Origin of the sequence: Pseudomonas sp. Sample_14, assembly GCF_004307515.1 — a bacterium.
Lineage (GTDB): Bacteria > Pseudomonadota > Gammaproteobacteria > Pseudomonadales > Pseudomonadaceae > Aquipseudomonas > Aquipseudomonas atacamensis.
Genome location: NZ_RCOC01000043.1, coordinates 32,114 through 48,544 on the forward strand (window position 1 = coordinate 32,114; position 16,431 = coordinate 48,544).

Consider the following 16,431-nt stretch of genomic DNA (forward strand, 5'->3'; position numbering starts at 1 on the left):
GCCGGCCTGCGAGCGAAAAGGACATGGCTCACAGAGAAACGGCCGGGATCCTACGGAAATGATCCCAGATCCTATGCCTTTCCCCTGTGGTCAGGGCAGCAAGATGATCTTGTCGCCACCGCCCTGATTGACCTCTTCATAGCGCGCCAGCCCTTCAGCCAGCGGCACCTCCACCAAGCCCTGCGGCAGCGGCAAGCGATCCTCATCGAAGAACCGCCCGAACTGCTCGAGCATCGCCGCGCACGCCTCAACGCCGTACAACAAAGAGTTGATCCCGACCACCGAGCCGCCTTTTCGATAGAGCGCCAGCGCCGGCAATTGCACGTGGCCGTCGACCGGCGCGGCGATGATGGCGATGCGGCCGAAGGTCGCCAGTGCCGCGACCGAGGCGGGCAGCCAGAAACCGGTGGTGTCGAAGATCACATCGGCGCCGCCGCGATACACCGCGTTGACCTGCGCACCGAGGTTTTCTGGCTTATCCAGTTGAATCGTCTGATAGCCCTGCTGCTGCAGATCGGCGACCTGCTCGGGCCGGCGCGCCGCCGCCAGCAATTGCGCGCCGCGTACTTTCGCCAGTGCCAAAGCCGCCGTGGCCACTGCCCCGCCGCCGATCACCAGCAAGCGCGTATCGGCGCTGACCAGGCTGCGTTCCAGCGCATCCCACGCCGTGGTGTACGGCACGCCAAGGCTGGCCGCCTGAGCAAAACTCAAATGCGCCGGTTTGTGCGCCACGCCGCTGGCCGGCAATTTGACGAATTGCGCATGGGCGCCGTCGGCGAAGAAGCCCAGCTCGCGCCCGGTACCCCAGACTTCCTGACCGATCAGTGCTTGCGGCCCCTCGACCACCACCCCGGCAAAATCCCGCCCCGGAACCCGTGGCAGCGTGGTGTAAGGAAAACGCCCGAGGACGTTTTTCACATCGCTGGGATTGAGGCCGGCAGCCTTGATCTGCACCAGCACTTCATCGGCGCCGGGCACCGGGGTCGGAACGTCGACGAAACGCAGGGAAGACAGGTCGCCGGTCTGATCGAATTGCAACGCTTTCATGGGCACATCCACCGAAAAGAAAAAAGGAAATTCAGGACACCCAGCCAGCGACCAGTTGCCGGCCCAGCGGCCACAACTGCTCACCGGCCAACATGCCGAGCAGACCGACCAGCGCGATCGCCGGTGGTGCGGGAGAACGGAAGTCGAGCGCGCCATAGAGCAGGCCGACGCCCAGGCCGATGGCCAGAGAAATGAGGTAGTTCATGGGGGAACTCCGCCGCGATAAGTGATGGGCAGAGTCTAGGGAAACGGGCGGAGCGGTATCGGCCAAGGACTTCTGAATTTCGGACAAACCTTCTGCAGCCGCCATAGAACCGTGTGGGAGCGAGCCTGCTCGCGAATGCGGTCTTCCAGTCAAAACTTCATTGCCTGGTGCAAAGCTTTCGCGAGCAGGCTCGCTCCCACCGGGATCTGTTCAAGTTGCCGAGAATTGCGAAGGCGCCACCCCCAGCTCCCGGCGAAACATGTCGCTGAAGCTGCTCGGCGAATAACCCAGGTCGCGAGCAATGACGCTCACCGCCACGCCCTGAATCAACGCTGCCGCCGCCGTCGCCAGCTGCACCTGGCGCCGCCATTCGGCGAAGCCCATGCCGAGGCTGTCCTTGAACAGCCGCGCCAGCGTACGCACGCTGGCCCCGGCGTTCTGCGCATGCTGCTCGAACGGGATCTCCAGCGACGGCGCGGCCATCACGGCCTGACACAGATTCATCAGACGCCGGTCGGACTCATCCGGCAGCGGAATCTTCAGTTGAGAACGCCTGGCCCGGCGCAGTTCCAGCAACGCCAGCCCGACCAGTGCCTCGTAATACTCGGCCTCGCCGGCATCGCCCTGCGCCACCAGCCCGACGATCAACTCGCGCAGCAACCCGCCGACTTCGATCACCTGAACCGTCGCATCCAGGGTCGCCGCCAGCGCCGGGCGCAGGTAGATATTGCGCATCTGCAAATCCGACACCACACGAATCCCGTGCGGCACTCCCGGCGGCAACCACACCGCCCGCTGCGGCGGCACCACCAGCGCTTCGTGCGGGGTTTCGACCCACATCACCCCGCTCATCGCATACAGCAACTGCCCCCAGACATGCTCGTGCGGCTCGATGAACAAACCACGCGGATAGGTTCGCGCCAGCGGTTGCACGGGCACATCGGTGTCGGTCAGATCAGGGGGCGCGGCGAGGGCCATGGCGAGCGTTCACAGGGGGTTGGCGAAGCCGCCATGGTAACCAGCACGCCGCGCCCTCGCCAACGATAGCTACCGTCGGACAATCCGAATGAATTTTCCCGGCACAGCGCGATCCGTTTAATACCACAGGGAGGAATTCGGGCTTTATGAACAACGCAAAACTTTACGTCATCGACTACACACTGCATGGCACCCCCAAGTCGTTCATCATCCGCTCGGACAAAATGGACAACGCCGAAGCCTGGCATTGGGCAAGCTGCGACGCGGGCGTGGGTCGCATCCCGCGCTTCGGCCGCGAGAAAGTGCAAAAGACCAGCAAACCGATGGCAGAAAAATTCGGTCTGGAAAACGTCACCTGGCGCCAGACCAACTGACCCCACCGCCCTCACCGCAGGCTTGGCAATCGACAGGGGGAATCGACCGATGACCGACACTTATCACCCGGCCCGACTGGACTACGGCCTGACCACCTTCTTCGGCCAGATCACCAAAACGGTGAATTGCGCAGTCGCACTGGAAACGGTCGCGGATGACCCTTATCGCTTCACCCTGTGCGTCCAGGCACCGGTACCGGAAGACCTCGACCAAGCGAAGATTGTGGTGGTCAAAGTCGAAGGGCGAACCTTGCAAGGCACGGTGAGGCATTTTGAGCGACAGGAAGACGACAGTCTGAAAATGGAAGTGGAGCCTGATTAGGCTCCACTTTTTTTTCGCGCTTATTTCGGATGAGCGCAACCGCAACCCTTCATCGCACACTCTTCACCGTGTTTGTGGTGATGAGCGCAAGCCTCGCAGCAATAGTGTTTACCGTGTACAGCGTAGGAATGTTCGCCTTCTTTGATCGTGCAGTTGCAGCCCGGGCAGTCGCATTTTTTATCGGACATGGGACAGACTCCTTGCGTGGTGGTTGTCTGAGGCTTGCGAGCAAGCCATATGGGACAGTGTAGAAGGTGGTGTTGCAGGCTGGCCAACTGTTGAGAGATTGGGCGACGCAGAGATGGCTTTCGCGAGCAGGCTCGCTCCCACAGAACAACTGCGCGCAGCACAGACCTGCGCAGACATCAAAAGCCCCTCACCCTAGCCCTCTCCCGGAGGGAGAGGGAACTGACCGAGATGATTGCGAGAAACCCGCCGACGTGGAATACCGAGTCGAACGCAAATTTTGAAAAGCCCGAAAATCGGCGCCCTCTCCCCCGGGAGAGGGCTGGGGTGAGGGGCGAATCCCAGCACAAAACCAAAGCCAGACACCACCCGCTCCTAACCACTCAAAACAATGAGCGCAAGCTCGAGTACCGCTTTTGATCTTGATCTCAGAGCCCGTCGGCAGGCTGAGTGGAGGGATTGATCCGGACGTGCGAGCGCAGCGACCGAACGACGCAGTCGTACACAGCGCAACCGCCAGAAGCAACACCCGCAGCAACGGATATGTACACAGTCATACAAATAAAATCACTGCGCCTGCCGCGAACTCCGATACATAAACACCAAAGCCACCGCCAGACACACCATCGCCAGCATCCGGCTCGGAGACAAGCCGATCGCCGGATTCCCCAACCAGCCAAAATTGTCGATCAACATCCCCATCCCCAACTGCCCGACAATCACCGCCACCGTCGCCACAGCCGTCCCGACCACCGGCACCGCACCCACCATCACCATCATGTACACCACGCCGAACAGCGCCCCGGTCAACTGCCACTTCGGCACCTCAAGCAGACTCACCGCCTGCGCCGGCTCGAAAAACAGAATCAACAACCCGGTCACCACCGCGCCCACCGCAAAGGTCAGCAGACTGCTACGCAGCACCCCCACCGTTTCACCCAGACGCCCATTGATCGCGGCCTGCACACTCAACACCGCACCGGCCAATACCACCACCACCAACAAAATCACCAGCCCCATCACTCACCCCCGCGCAATCAGAACCAAAGCCACCACAATCAAGCCCAACGCCAGCCAGCGCTCGCCGTTGACCTTCTTGCGCGTCGCGCCGAACCAGCCGAAATGGTCGATCAGCACACTCTTGCCGACCTGACCGGACAAAATCGCAATCATCGTCATGGCAATGCCGATATGCGGCGTCGCCAGCGTCAGCACCACCACGTAGATCGGCCCGAGAAAACCGCCGATCAACTGCCAGCGCGGCAGTTCGGTCAGCGCCGGACCTTTCTGTGGGCCGGCAAACAGCAGCAGCAACAACAGGATCGCCGAACCCACGCCGAAGATGCTCAAAGTCGCCCACAAATGCCCGACCTGCTCACCCAGCGGCCCCAGCAATCCGGCCTCCACCGACAAGCCCATGCCAGCGAGAATCACCAGCGGCAGCAACAGCAGACGCAGCACCGAGCTTTTCACCGGTGCCGCAACTACCCCTTCATCCAACGTCTGCATACACAATCTTCCAGGCTCATAAACAATGGCGCGAATTATCGACTGGCATCGCTGTGCGATAAATGGGAGCATCCGGACAACACTTTTGCGCAACACGCACAGCGAGACATGGCATGCACGGGCTCAACGAACTCGGATTCAAAGCGTTAAGGCTGTTTGTAGCGGTCCTCGACCACGGCAGTTTTTCCGAAGTCGCCCGCCGCGAAGGGGTCGCGCCCTCCTCCATTTCGCGGCAGATCCAATTGATGGAACAGGCGCTCAACCAGCAATTGCTCTACCGCCACACCCGCGCCGTCACCCCGACTGAAGCCGGGCGCACGCTCGGGCACCATGCGCGGTTACTGCTGGTGCAATTGGAAGAAGCCGAACAGGCGTTGCAGGAACAGCAAAGCGAACCCACCGGACTGGTGCGCATCAACGCGCCAGTGGTGTTCGGCCAGCGCCATCTGACGCCCTGGCTGGGCGAGCTCTGCGCGCGCTATCCGAAGCTGCAACTGGATATCCAGCAAACCGACCATTACGTCGACCCGCTACAGGAAGGCGCCGACCTGCTGTTTCGCATCGGCGCGCTGCACGATTCAAGCATGCAGGCACGCATTCTGGCGCCGCACCGTTTTCAGGTCGCCGCCAGCCCGGCCTATCTCAAACGCCACGGCACGCCGCAGCATCCCGACCAACTCGCGCAACATCAGTGCCTGGCCTACAAAGGCGCGGCCGGTCAGCAGCGCTGGTTTCTCCGCCGTGATGGCGAGGACTGGACGCCGTACACGGTCAGAGGCTCGATCACTGGCAACCACGCTGACACCCTGACCCAGGCCGCTCAGCAAGGCCTCGGGCTGGTGATGTTTCCGTCGTGGCTGATTGGCGAAGCGGTGCGCGAGGGCACACTGGTGCCGGTGCTGGGGGAATATCAGGTGTCGAACAGCCTGGAACCGCAGCAGATCGCCGTGCTGTGGCCGGGGAGTCGACGGCTGTCGGTGAAGGTGAGGACGGTGATTGATTTTTTTGTCGAGTGCTTTGGCGAAGTGCCCTATTGGGACAGACCTTAAGCCCCACACAAATCCAATTGTGGGAGCGAGCCTGCTCGCGAATACGGTCCGTCTGATATCAGAGCAGCGTCTGATACACAGCTTTCGCGAGCAGGCTCGCTCCCACAGGGTTTATGCAGGGCTCCAGAATTGCGTCAGATACGGAACTGCCCGACCAGCTTGCCCAACCGCTGCCCCAGCTCCGCCAGACTGCGCGACGTTTGCGCGCCCAGTTGCGTTTCATCGGCGACGCTGTCCACCGCCACGGCAATCTGATGCACGCTGCGGTTGATCTCTTCGGCCACCGCCGTCTGCTCTTCCGCTGCGCTGGCGATCTGCGCGTTCATCGAGTTGATTGTGGCGATCAACTGCGCCATCGCGTCCAGCGATGCGCCAGCCTGATTGGCTTGCTGCGAAGTACCGTCGCCGGCCTCGCTGGAACGGCGCATGGCCTCGACCGCCTGCTGCGTGCCGGCCTGCAAGCGGTCGATCATGCCCTGGATTTCCTGGGTGCTGATCTGCGTGCGGCTGGCCAGTGCGCGTACTTCGTCGGCGACCACCGCAAAGCCACGACCGGCCTCACCGGCGCGCGCCGCTTCGATCGCGGCGTTGAGCGCCAGCAAGTTGGTCTGCTCGGCAATCGAACGGATCACCCCAAGCACGCCGACAATCGAACTGACGTCCTGCTGCAGGCTGTCCAGCGATACGCCGCTGTTGCGGATATCGTCGACCAGCGCATGAATCTGCTTGATGCTGCCCGCCACCACGCGCTTGGCGCTCTGGCCTTCTTCGTCGGTCTGCTGCGCGGCGACGGCGGCGTTTTGCGCGCTCTTCGCCACTTCCTGGGCGGCGGCGGACATTTCGTTGATCGCCGTGGCGACCTGATCGGTTTCGTGGCGTTGACGCTCCATCGCCTGATCGGAACGCTGCGCCTGTTCCGAGACCTGAGTAACCAGCCCGGTCAGTTGCGTGGTCATCTCGGTGATCTGCCGAACCAGGCCGTGGATCTTGTCGACGAAGCGGTTGAACGAGCCGGCCAGTTCGCCGAGTTCGTCCTGGCTGGTGATGTTCAGGCGCCGGGTCAGGTCGCCCTCGCCTGCCGCGATGTCGTCGAGGTTGGCTTTCATCAGGGTCAGCGGGCGCAGAATGGTGTTGGCCAGCAGCATGCCCGCCGCCGCGATCACCAACAGCACCAGCACCGCAACGCCGACAATGCTCAGCACCACGCCTTGCACGCGCTCCTGCACTTGCGCCTCGACCTGCGCCACTTGCGCTTCGATGCCGTCGAGGTTGACCGAAGTACCGACCGCCATGTCCCACTTCGGCAGGTATTCGGTGTAGCCGAGTTTCGGCACCAGCACCTTGGCGTTGCCCGGCAGCGGCGAGCTGTATTGCAGATAGTGAGTGCCGTCCTTGGCCACTTTGACCAGGCCGAGGTTGACGTAGACGCCGTTCGGATCGCGGTTGTCCTTGAAGCTTTTGCCCACGCCGTCGGGGTCGTTGGCCTTGAACAGACGCACGGTCTCGGAGTCGTAGCCGAAGAAGTAGCCATCCTTGCCGTAGCGGATGCCCGAGAGCAATTTGATCGCCTGCGCCCGCGCCGCGTCGTCGCCCGGTGCGGCGGCGTCGTAAAGCGGTTTGATCGTGGTCATGGCCACGGCGACGTAACTTTGCAGGGTGGCCTTGGCGTCGCTGAGCAGCCGCTCGCGGGTCTGTTCGACCTCCTTGCGCGCCTGTTCCTGGAGGATGAACAGCGTGGTCACGCTGATGACCAGCGCAAAGAGCAGCACCGGTAGAACGGCAAGGGACAGGACTTTAGCCTTGAGACTCAGGCGCATCGGGGGACTCACTCTTTTGATTTTGTTGGCGTGGTTAAAGGCTTTAACGGCACGCCGGAGCAAAAGTTGAGTCTTGAAACATCGCCGCCCCCCCTGTGGGAGCGAGCCTGCTCGCGAAAGCGTTGGCTCAGCAACCTGTGTGTCGACTGACACGACGCCTTCGCGAGCAGGCTCGCTCCCACATGGGGCAGTTGTGGATTCTTACAGAACCATCGCCGCCACCCAGCCAAACACCAGCAGCGGCAGGTTGTAGTGCAGGAAGGTCGGTACGACGGTGTCCCAGATGTGGTGATGCTGGCCGTCGATGTTCAGACCCGAGGTCGGGCCGAGGGTCGAGTCCGAGGCCGGCGAACCGGCATCGCCCAGCGCACCGGCAGTGCCAACGATGCAGACGATGGCGATCGGGCTGAAGCCCAGTTGCACGCACAACGGCACGAAAATCGCCGCCAGAATCGGCACGGTGGAGAACGACGAGCCGATGCCCATGGTTACCAGCAAGCCCACCAGCAGCATCAACAAAGCCCCGACGCCTTTGCTGTGATTGATCCAGGCCGCCGACGATTCGACCAGCGTCTGCACCTGCCCGGTGGCCTTCATCACTTCGGCAAAGCCTGAGGCGGCGATCATGATGAAGCCGATCATCGCCATCATTTTCATGCCTTCGGTGAACAGGTCATCGGTCTCGCGCCACTTGACGATGCCCGACACCGAGAAAATCAGAAACCCGACCAGAGCGCCGATAATCATCGAGTCCAGCAGCAACTGCACCACGAATGCCGAAGCAATGGCCACACCGGCGATCATCAGGCTCAGCGGGTTGTAGTGCACCGCCGTCTGCTCGACCTGTTCGATCTTCGCCAGGTCATACACGCGCTTCTTGCGATAGCTGATGAACGCGATTGCCAGGCCGAAAACCATGCCCAGTGCCGGAATGCCCATGGCGTGGGTGACATTGATGCCGCTGATGTCGACGCCGCTGCGGGCGACGTTGGCCAGCAGGATTTCGTTGAGGAAGATGTTGCCGAAGCCCACCGGCAGAAACATGTACGGGGTGATCAGGCCGAAGGTCATGACACAGGCGATCAGACGGCGATCGAGTTGCAGCTTGGTCAGTACATATAGAAGTGGCGGCACCAGCAGCGGGATGAATGCAATGTGAATCGGCAGAATGTTCTGCGAGGCAATCGCCACCACCCACAGCAGGCCGATCAGCAGCCATTTGACGTTACCGCCGCCGGTTGCATGCTGCCGATCCACCATGGCCAGGGCCTTGTCGGCCAGCGCATGGGCCAGGCCCGACTTGGCAATCGCCACGGCGAAAGCGCCGAGCAAGGCGTAGGACAGCGCCACGGTCGCGCCGCCGCCCAGACCGCTGTTGAACGCCTTGAGTGTTGCGTCGATGCCCAGACCGCCGGTCAGGCCACCGACCAGCGCCCCGACGATCAGCGCGATCACCACATGCACGCGCGACAGGCTGAGGATCAGCATGACGCCGACGGCTGCTATGACTGCATTCATTTCACTACCTCAAAAAACACTGCGGGTGAAAACACACCGCCAGACAGGATGAGTCCGCCCGGGGTTGGCCGGCGGAGGTGTACAGAGGGTCTTGTTAGAGGGCGCGCACTGTGCCGCAGAGTGGCGGCGCTGTCAAAGCCCCGTGGCGAGGGGATTGATCGTTCCCACGCTCTGCGTGGGAATGCAGCCCGGGACGCTCCGCGTCCCTTCCAGAGCCGAACGCGGAGCGTCCGTTGAGGCATTCCTTTGCTGCGCGTGGGAACGATCATAACCCTACACGCAAATGTCACGTCTGCTTCGCAGCCGAACGGGGATAAATCCCCTCGCCACAGGACCACAGGACCACAGGACTACAGGACTACAGGCCCCGCATGCGGCAATCGGTCATATTGCGCTCACGACATAAAGAAAGCCGAAACGCGGCCGCTACAGTGCAAAGTCTCAGATATTTATCGGATAAGGATGTTTTCCATGTCGCTCAGACAACTTTCCATCCAATGGAAAATCACCCTGCTCGCTGGCCTCTGCCTGGCCGGTATCGTGACCCTGTTGGTCGGTCTTTCGCTGTATCGCATGGAACACAGCTCGGCGCTGGTCAAGGCCTCGAGCATGGAGATGCTCACCGAGTCGGCGCAGGCGCGGATCGAGTCGCAAGGTGAAGTGCAGGCCGCCGGCATTCGTCAGCAATTCATGGACGCCTATCAGTACGGCCACGGTTTCTCGCGGCAGGTACTGTTTTTGCGTGAGCAGGCCGAGAAGCGTTTTCTCGATGCCTTCGATCTGCGCGAGGACATGACCCGTCAGGTCAAATCCGCGCTGCAAGCCAACCCGGACCTGCTCGGCCTGTCGCTGGTGTTCGAAGCCAATGCACTGGACGGCAAGGACGAACTGTTCGCCGATCAGGCTGAACTGGGCAGCAACGACAAGGGCCGTTTCGCCCTGTACTGGTCGCAGCCGACCCCGGGCAAAGTCACCTCGATGGCGCTACCGGAAAGCGACATGAGCGACACCAGCACCGGCCCCAGCGGTCAGGCCGCCAACGCCTGGTTCACCTGCCCGCGCACCACGCTCAAACCGTGTGTGATCGAGCCGTACTTCTATGTCATCGACGGCCACAAAGTGCTGATGACCAGCATCGTCTTCCCGCTGCAGGTCAACGGCAAAGTCATCGCCTCGCTGTCGGTCGACATCAATCTCAACAGCCTGCAAGCGATCAGCCAGAACGCCAGCCGCAAGCTTTACGACGGGCAGACCGCCGTGAGTATTGTCAGCCCCGCCGGCCTGCTCGCCGGTTACAGCCCGGATGCCGGCAAACTCAGCCAGCGCCTGGATGCGGTGGATCAGGCCAGCGGCAGCGAGTTGCTGCGCTTGCTCGCCGCGAGCACTGGCGTGAGCAGCCTGCACAGCACCGGCCAGTTGAAAGTGCTGTCGCCGTTCCAGCCGATTCCCGACGGCCCGGCATGGGGTGTGTTGCTCGATGTGCCGGAGAAAGTCCTGGTCAGCCGCGCCGAAGCGCTCAAGCAGCAACTGGATGCGAGCAATACCTCAGGCACGCTGATCGAACTGAGCCTGGGCCTGCTCGCCGCGCTGATCGGTCTGCTGCTGGTGTGGCTGATGGCGCGCAGCGTAACCAAACCGATTCTCGGCGTGGCGCACATGCTTGAAGACATCGCCAGCGGCGAAGGCGACCTGACCCGGCGTCTGGCCTACGACAAGCAGGACGAGCTCGGCCAGTTGGCCGGTTGGTTCAACAAGTTCCTCGACAAGTTGCAGCCGATCATCGCCGAGGTGAAGCGCTCGGTGCAGGATGCGCGCAACACCGCTGACCAGTCCTCGGCCATTGCCACCCAGACCAGCGCCGGCATGGAGCAGCAATACCGTCAGGTCGATCAGGTCGCCACCGCTTCCCACGAAATGAGCGCCACTGCCCAGGACGTTGCACGCAGCGCCGCGCAGGCCGCCGAAGCTGCCAAGGACGCCGACCGCGCCACCCGTCAGGGTCTGACCGTGATCGACCGCACCACCGCAAGCATCGACACCCTCGCCGCCGACATGAGCGCAGCGATGGTTCAGGTCGAAGGGCTGGCTGCGAACAGCGAGAAGATCGGCACGGTGCTGGAAACCATCCGCGCCATCGCCGAGCAGACCAACCTGCTCGCTCTCAACGCCGCCATCGAAGCCGCCCGCGCCGGTGAGGCCGGACGCGGTTTTGCCGTGGTCGCGGATGAGGTGCGCAACCTTGCGCGCCGCACTCAGGAGTCGGTGGAAGAAACCCGCCAGGTCATCGAGCAATTGCAGAACGGCACGCAGGAAGTGGTCGGCTCGATGGGCAACAGCCATCGTCAGGCCCAGGGCAGCGTTGAGCAGGTGGGCCAGGCCGTGACGGCGCTGCGGCAGATCGGCGATGCGGTGACGGTGATCAGCGACATGAACCTGCAAATCGCCAGTGCTGCCGAAGAGCAGAGCGCGGTGGCTGAGGAGATCAATAACAACGTGGCGACGATTCGCGATGTGACCGAATCGCTGTCCGGACAGGCGAATGAATCGGCGCGGGTCAGTCAGTCACTCAACAGCCTGGCGAATCAGCAGCAGCGGTTGATGGATCAGTTTCGCGTTTGATGCACAAGTGCGGGGTGTCAGTTCCAATCCCCCCTCACCCCAGCCCTCTCCCCCCAAGGGGGGCGAGGGGGAAAGGGAGCCGATCTTCATGCCATTCAAGTCCTGAGTTCGACTCGGATTTCAAGTGGGTGCATCTCTCAAGAACAACACAATCAGTCCCCTCTCCCTCTGGGAGAGGGTTAGGGTGAGGGGCTTTTCAAGGGCTCACCGCTTAGGCAGTTCAATCACCACTTTCAACCCGCCCCACTCGCTTTCGCCCAGCACCAGCAAGCCACCCCACGTATCGACGATATCCCGCACAATCCCAAGGCCGAGCCCATGCCCGTGGGTCTGCTCATCCAGCCGCGTGCCACGGCTGAACACCTGAGTGCGCTGCTCTTCGGGAATCCCCGGGCCGTCATCTTCCACGCTCAGGGCAAAGCCGTCAGACCTTTCGATCACACTCAAGCGCACCTCGGCATCGGCCCATTTGCAGGCGTTGTCGAGCAGGTTGCCGAGCAGTTCCAGCAAATCCTCGCGGTCCCACGGCAGTTGCAAGCCCGGCGGTGCGACGTAACTCAAGGCCAGATGCTCGCCGTGAATCATGTTCAGCGTCGCCAGCAACCCCGGCAACTCGGCATCGCAATCGAACAACGCGCCGGGCAGCGCATCCCCGGATAACCGCGCGCGATTGAGTTCGCGATTGAGGCGCTGCTGCACCTGTTCCAGTTGTTCCTTGAGAATTTTGCGCAGCTCGGGATGGTCATCGAGCTTGTCGCTGGAGGCCAGGCTGAGCAGCACCGCCAACGGGGTTTTCAGCGCGTGGCCGAGGTTGCCCAAGGCATTGCGCGAGCGCTTGAGGCTGTCTTCGGTGTGGGCGAGCAAGTGGTTGATCTGCGCCACCAGCGGCTCCAGTTCCACCGGCACCTGATCGTCGAGTTGCGAGCGCTGGCCCTGTTGCAACTGAGCGATCTGCTCGCGCGCGCGTTCCAGCGGTTTCAGCGCGCGGCGCACGGTCAGGCGTTGCAGGAACAGGATCAGCAGCAACGCCGCCAGCCCCAGGCCGAGGCCGATCTGGCGCATGCGCTGGAAGCTGTCGCTGACCGGCGTGTAATCCTGGGCGACGCTGATCGAGATCGACTGACCCAGGCGCCGATAGTCCGAGCGCAGTATCAGCAAGCGTTGCCCGCCCGGGCCCAGTTGCAGGTTGCTGTGCAGCCCCGGGTGTTGCAGCAGCGGCAGTTCCTGATCCCACAGCGAGCGCGAACGCCAGTGGCTGTCGGAAAAATCGATGCGAAAGTAATGCCCGGAAAACGGCCGCTGATAGGCCGGCGAGAGATGCCGCTCATCCAATTGCAAACCTTGCGGGCCGCGCACCAGCGCCACCAGCAGGCTTTCGCTGTCGTTGCGCAGGCCGGCTTCGAGGTAGCGCTGCAAACCGACTTCGAACAACCACAGGCTGGTTTGCGCCAGTACCAGACCGACGATCACCATCACACTGATCAAACCCAGGCTCAAACGGCGCTGGATTGATCTCATGAAGCTTGCCCGCCGAACAGGTAACCCTGACCGCGACGGGTTTCGATCACGCTTTTGCCGAGCTTGCGCCGCAGGTGATTGACGTGGACTTCGAGGACATTGGAATCACGCTCGGTCTCACCGTCGTAGAGGTGTTCGGCGAGGTGGCTTTTCGAGAGGATCTGTTCGGGGTGCAGCATGAAATAGCGCAGCAGACGGAATTCAGCGGCGGTCAGCTGAATGTCGGCGCCGTCGCGAACCACGCACTGGCGACCTTCGTCCAGATGCAGGCCGGCGGCTTGCAAAGTCGGCTGGTTGGCCTGGCCCTTGGAGCGGCGCAACAGTGACTGAATGCGCAGGTACAGCTCTTCCGGATGGAACGGTTTGGTCAGGTAATCGTCAGCGCCGGCCTTCAGCCCTTCGATGCGCTCGGCCCAGGAATCACGCGCGGTGAGGATCAGCACCGGAATCGCCAGGCCGGCGGCGCGCCACTGCGCCAACACGTCCAGCCCCGGCACGCCGGGCAGGCCGAGGTCGAGGATGATCAGGTCATAGGGCTCGCTGCTGCCCTGATACACCGCGTCACGACCATCGGCCAGCCAATCCACCGCGTAGCCTTGGCGTTGCAGGCCGGCGAGCAATTCGTCGGCCAGCGGTACGTGGTCTTCCACCAGAAGCAAACGCATTGATCAATCTTCCTTGTCTTTGACTAACTCGCCGGTATCGGCCTTCAGGTGCAGCTCGCGCGCCACGCCTTCGACCGTCAGCAATTCGACTTCGTAAATGTACACGTCGTGTTTTTCTTCCAGCTCGACTTCCAGCAGTTTGGCGCCGGGGTAGCGATCCATGGCCTGCTGCAGGACTTGCTCCAGCGGCAGGATCACGCCATCGCGACGCAGGGCCAGCGCCTCGTCCTGATCGAGGTCGCGAGCCATGGCCGTGCTGCACAACAACACCAGCGCCAGCGCCGTCAGGCGGGTGGCGCGACTATTCAGCTTCATTACGTATCCTGATGATCCCTGAGCACTTCACCATCGACGGCGTTCAACTCCAGATCCCACTTCAGCCCTTTCGGGTCGCGCAGTTCGATCTGGTAAATGAACTTGCCGTACTCTTCCTCCAGCTCGGTTTCGGTGATTTCCGAACCGGGGTGTTTTTCCAGGGCGATGGCGTTGAGCTTCTCGAAGGAGACGATAGTACCAGCGTCGCGCAAACGAAGCGCCTCATCGGGTCCGAGATCGCGCGCCAGCGCAGTGTGGGCGCCAAGGCCGAGGATCGAGGCAGTGGTCAGGGCAGTCAGGGTTTTCATGGGTGTCTCCGAATTCTTATATGTTGCTTACGGTGGGCACCATAGCGGGATCAACTTAACTGAAACTGAATGGCCATCATTGTGCCCTTTCCGCTGGACCACAGACTGATGGATAACCCTGTGGGAGCGGGCTTGCCCGCGAAGGCGGCGGCACAGCTTGCATCTCTGTGTCTGAAAGGACGCTATCGCGGGCAAGCCCGCTCCCACAGGGTTATGCGGTGTGCTTATAATCGCCAGCTTGCTAACGATCGAGACCGGTATGACCGCCATCCACATCAAGTTTCCCGCCCTCACCCTCAAGGCCGGCCCACGGGCCATGGCGCGGATTCGTGCGCAGGGATTGCACGCCGCAGACGTCGGCACCTTGCCCGGTGCGGCCGGTGGGCCGAAGGCATTGGGGATTCAGGGGCTCGATCTGGCGTTGTTCGGCGAGTGGCTGCCGAGTGCGCCGCGCGAGCGTTCGCTGATCGGCGCCTCGGTGGGTTCCTGGCGCTTCGCCAGCGCTTGCCTGCCAGACGCCGCCGAAGGCATTCGCCGCCTCGGCCAGCTCTACGCCGAGCAGCATTTCAACAAAGGCGTGAGCATGGCCGAGATCAGCCAGAGCTCGCAGCGCATGCTCAATGACCTGCTCGACGGCCGCGATGCGAACATCCTTGAGAACGCCGATTACCGCTTGAACATCATGGTGGTGAAAAGCCAGGGCCGCCTCGCTGAGGACCATCGCGGGCGCCTCGGTCTGGCGCTGGGTTCAGTGATCGCCGACAACCTGCGCGGCCGTGCACGCCTGTCGCGACACTTTGAGCGGCTGATCATCCACGATCCGCGCCTGGCCCCGCCGCTTGATGCCTTGACCGATTTCCCTTCACGCTTCGTTGCCCTCAACACCGGCAACCTGCGCCAGGCCCTGCTCGCTTCCGGATCGATCCCGATGGTGATGGAAGGCGTGCGCGACCTGCCCGGCGCCGGCGCGGGTACGTTCCGTGACGGCGGCCTGCTCGACTACCATCTCGACCTGCCCTACAGCGGCGACGGTATCGTGCTCTATCCGCACTTCACCGATCGAGTGATTCCCGGCTGGTTCGACAAGACCCTGCCCTGGCGCCGCGCTTCGGTGCAGCGTCTGCAAGATGTGCTGCTGGTCGCGCCGTCGAAGGAATATCTGGCGCGCCTGCCCTACGGCAAACTGCCCGACCGTAACGACTTCAAACGCTTTATGGGCGATGCGCCGAGCCGGCAGAAATACTGGCACACGGCGATGGACGAGAGCCGCCGACTGGGCGACGAATTTCTCGAACTGACGGCCAACGGTCGCCTCGCCGAGCGCTTGCTGACCCTTTAGTCAGCACGGCCAAAGACAAGCTGATAAACTCGCCGCCTGCCCGAATCGCTGCGGCGAACGCCATCTGAACAGAGCCGAAAATACCGTGGAAATCTTCAAAGAGTTTACTTTCGAATCCGCCCACCGCCTGCCGCACGTCCCGGACGGCCACAAGTGCGGACGCCTGCACGGTCACTCATTCAAGGTCGCGCTGCACCTGAGCGGCGACCTCGATCCGCACACTGGCTGGATTCGCGATTTCTCCGAGATCAAAGCGATTTTCAAGCCGCTGTATGAGCGTCTTGACCACAACTACCTGAACGACATTCCCGGCCTGGAAAACCCGACCAGCGAAGTGCTGGCCAAATTCATCTGGAACGAGATGAAGCCATTGCTGCCGGAACTCAGCGCGATCCGCATTCATGAGACGTGCACCAGCGGCTGCATCTATCGCGGCGAATAGCAACAAAGATCTCCTGCCAAAGCCATCGCCGCTGCCCTCATGCGCTTCTTCTGACCCAACATTATTCCCCCTGACACCGATCGTTCCCACGCTCTGCGTGGGAATGCCTCAACGGACGCTCCGCGTTCGGCTTTGGAATGGGACGCGGAGCGTCCTGGGCTGCATTCCCACGCAGAGCGTGGGAACGATCAGACGCTCTGCGTGGGAACGATCAGATCGC

18 protein-coding genes are annotated in these 16,431 nt (G+C 62.1%); 6 read left to right on the plus strand and 12 right to left on the minus strand.

Annotation, left to right across the window (positions count from 1 at the left end; all coding sequences use genetic code 11):
- Positions 1-90 precede the first annotated feature (90 nt).
- From D8U61_RS09710 to D8U61_RS09720, 3 genes are all read right to left on the minus strand, one after another.
- Positions 91-1,047: a zinc-binding alcohol dehydrogenase family protein gene (locus D8U61_RS09710; RefSeq protein ID WP_130926829.1), complete on the minus strand. Its 957-nt coding sequence runs from the start codon at positions 1,045-1,047 to the stop codon at positions 91-93.
- A 31-nt stretch (positions 1,048-1,078) separates the two neighbouring features.
- Entirely contained in the window at positions 1,079-1,252 is a 174-nt protein-coding gene (locus D8U61_RS09715; RefSeq protein WP_081932387.1) for a DUF1427 family protein, read from the minus strand.
- Positions 1,253-1,462: 210 nt separating this feature from the next.
- Positions 1,463-2,230 carry a helix-turn-helix transcriptional regulator gene (locus D8U61_RS09720; protein ID WP_130903136.1) on the minus strand — a complete coding sequence of 256 codons (768 nt, stop codon included), beginning with the start codon at positions 2,228-2,230 and terminating at the stop codon, positions 1,463-1,465.
- 146 nt (positions 2,231-2,376) lie between these two features.
- Here D8U61_RS09720 and D8U61_RS09725 point away from each other — a divergent pair, with 146 nt between their 5' ends.
- Entirely contained in the window at positions 2,377-2,604 is a 228-nt protein-coding gene (locus D8U61_RS09725; protein WP_016775403.1) for a DUF6555 family protein, read from the plus strand.
- A 49-nt stretch (positions 2,605-2,653) separates the two neighbouring features.
- Positions 2,654-2,926: a hypothetical protein gene (locus D8U61_RS09730; RefSeq protein ID WP_110646947.1), complete on the plus strand. Its 273-nt coding sequence runs from the start codon at positions 2,654-2,656 to the stop codon at positions 2,924-2,926.
- A gap of 20 nt (positions 2,927-2,946) precedes the next feature.
- On the opposite strand, the gene D8U61_RS09735 is transcribed toward D8U61_RS09730, so the two are convergent.
- The 3 genes from D8U61_RS09735 to D8U61_RS09745 form a co-directional block, all read right to left on the minus strand.
- A complete protein-coding gene (locus tag D8U61_RS09735) occupies positions 2,947-3,114 on the minus strand; it encodes a metallothionein (RefSeq protein WP_016775405.1) in 168 nt (55 codons plus the stop codon).
- Between the two features lie 565 nt (positions 3,115-3,679).
- Positions 3,680-4,132, minus strand: a complete 453-nt coding sequence (locus tag D8U61_RS09740; RefSeq protein ID WP_041477232.1) for a DMT family transporter — start codon at positions 4,130-4,132, stop codon at positions 3,680-3,682.
- 3 nt (positions 4,133-4,135) lie between these two features.
- Positions 4,136-4,621 (minus strand): DMT family transporter, encoded by a 486-nt coding sequence (locus D8U61_RS09745; RefSeq protein ID WP_130926830.1) that lies wholly within the window; start codon positions 4,619-4,621, stop codon positions 4,136-4,138.
- Positions 4,622-4,734: 113 nt separating this feature from the next.
- Between D8U61_RS09745 and D8U61_RS09750 the strand changes: the two genes are divergently transcribed.
- Positions 4,735-5,670, plus strand: a complete 936-nt coding sequence (locus tag D8U61_RS09750; protein WP_130926831.1) for a LysR family transcriptional regulator — start codon at positions 4,735-4,737, stop codon at positions 5,668-5,670.
- 134 nt (positions 5,671-5,804) lie between these two features.
- Here the strand turns inward: D8U61_RS09750 and D8U61_RS09755 are convergent, their stop codons facing one another.
- Together D8U61_RS09755 and D8U61_RS09760 are read right to left on the minus strand one after the other, a co-directional pair.
- A complete protein-coding gene (locus D8U61_RS09755; protein WP_016775408.1) occupies positions 5,805-7,487 on the minus strand; it encodes a methyl-accepting chemotaxis protein in 1,683 nt (560 codons plus the stop codon).
- Positions 7,488-7,688: 201 nt separating this feature from the next.
- A complete protein-coding gene (locus tag D8U61_RS09760; RefSeq protein ID WP_056791374.1) occupies positions 7,689-9,005 on the minus strand; it encodes a Na+/H+ antiporter NhaC family protein in 1,317 nt (438 codons plus the stop codon).
- A gap of 471 nt (positions 9,006-9,476) precedes the next feature.
- Between D8U61_RS09760 and D8U61_RS09770 the strand changes: the two genes are divergently transcribed.
- The gene (locus tag D8U61_RS09770; protein WP_130926832.1) at positions 9,477-11,624 is read left to right on the plus strand and encodes a methyl-accepting chemotaxis protein; all 2,148 of its coding nucleotides are present in this window, start codon (positions 9,477-9,479) and stop codon (positions 11,622-11,624) included.
- A 204-nt stretch (positions 11,625-11,828) separates the two neighbouring features.
- Here D8U61_RS09770 and D8U61_RS09775 read toward each other — a convergent pair whose 3' ends face one another.
- Genes D8U61_RS09775 through D8U61_RS09790 form a run of 4 tightly spaced genes read right to left on the minus strand, consistent with a single transcriptional unit; the run spans position 11,829 to position 14,430 of the window.
- Positions 11,829-13,142 (minus strand): sensor histidine kinase, encoded by a 1,314-nt coding sequence (locus tag D8U61_RS09775; protein ID WP_130926833.1) that lies wholly within the window; start codon positions 13,140-13,142, stop codon positions 11,829-11,831.
- Positions 13,139-13,807, minus strand: a complete 669-nt coding sequence (locus D8U61_RS09780; RefSeq protein WP_016775412.1) for a response regulator transcription factor — start codon at positions 13,805-13,807, stop codon at positions 13,139-13,141. The genes D8U61_RS09775 and D8U61_RS09780 overlap by 4 nt, the downstream gene beginning before the upstream one ends.
- A gap of 3 nt (positions 13,808-13,810) precedes the next feature.
- On the minus strand, positions 13,811-14,122 hold the full coding sequence (locus D8U61_RS09785; protein WP_016775413.1) for a PepSY domain-containing protein: 312 nt from the start codon (positions 14,120-14,122) through the stop codon (positions 13,811-13,813).
- Positions 14,122-14,430, minus strand: coding sequence for a PepSY domain-containing protein (locus D8U61_RS09790; RefSeq protein WP_110603822.1), 309 nt, complete (start codon positions 14,428-14,430; stop codon positions 14,122-14,124). Before D8U61_RS09790 ends, D8U61_RS09785 begins: the two co-directional genes overlap by 1 nt.
- Positions 14,431-14,689: 259 nt before the next feature.
- Here D8U61_RS09790 and D8U61_RS09795 point away from each other — a divergent pair, with 259 nt between their 5' ends.
- Both D8U61_RS09795 and queD read left to right on the plus strand, forming a co-directional pair.
- On the plus strand, positions 14,690-15,769 hold the full coding sequence (locus D8U61_RS09795) for a patatin-like phospholipase family protein (protein ID WP_130926834.1): 1,080 nt from the start codon (positions 14,690-14,692) through the stop codon (positions 15,767-15,769).
- A gap of 85 nt (positions 15,770-15,854) precedes the next feature.
- A complete protein-coding gene (gene queD / locus D8U61_RS09800; RefSeq protein ID WP_007915588.1) occupies positions 15,855-16,211 on the plus strand; it encodes a 6-carboxytetrahydropterin synthase QueD in 357 nt (118 codons plus the stop codon).
- The last annotated feature ends 220 nt before the right edge of the window (positions 16,212-16,431 follow it).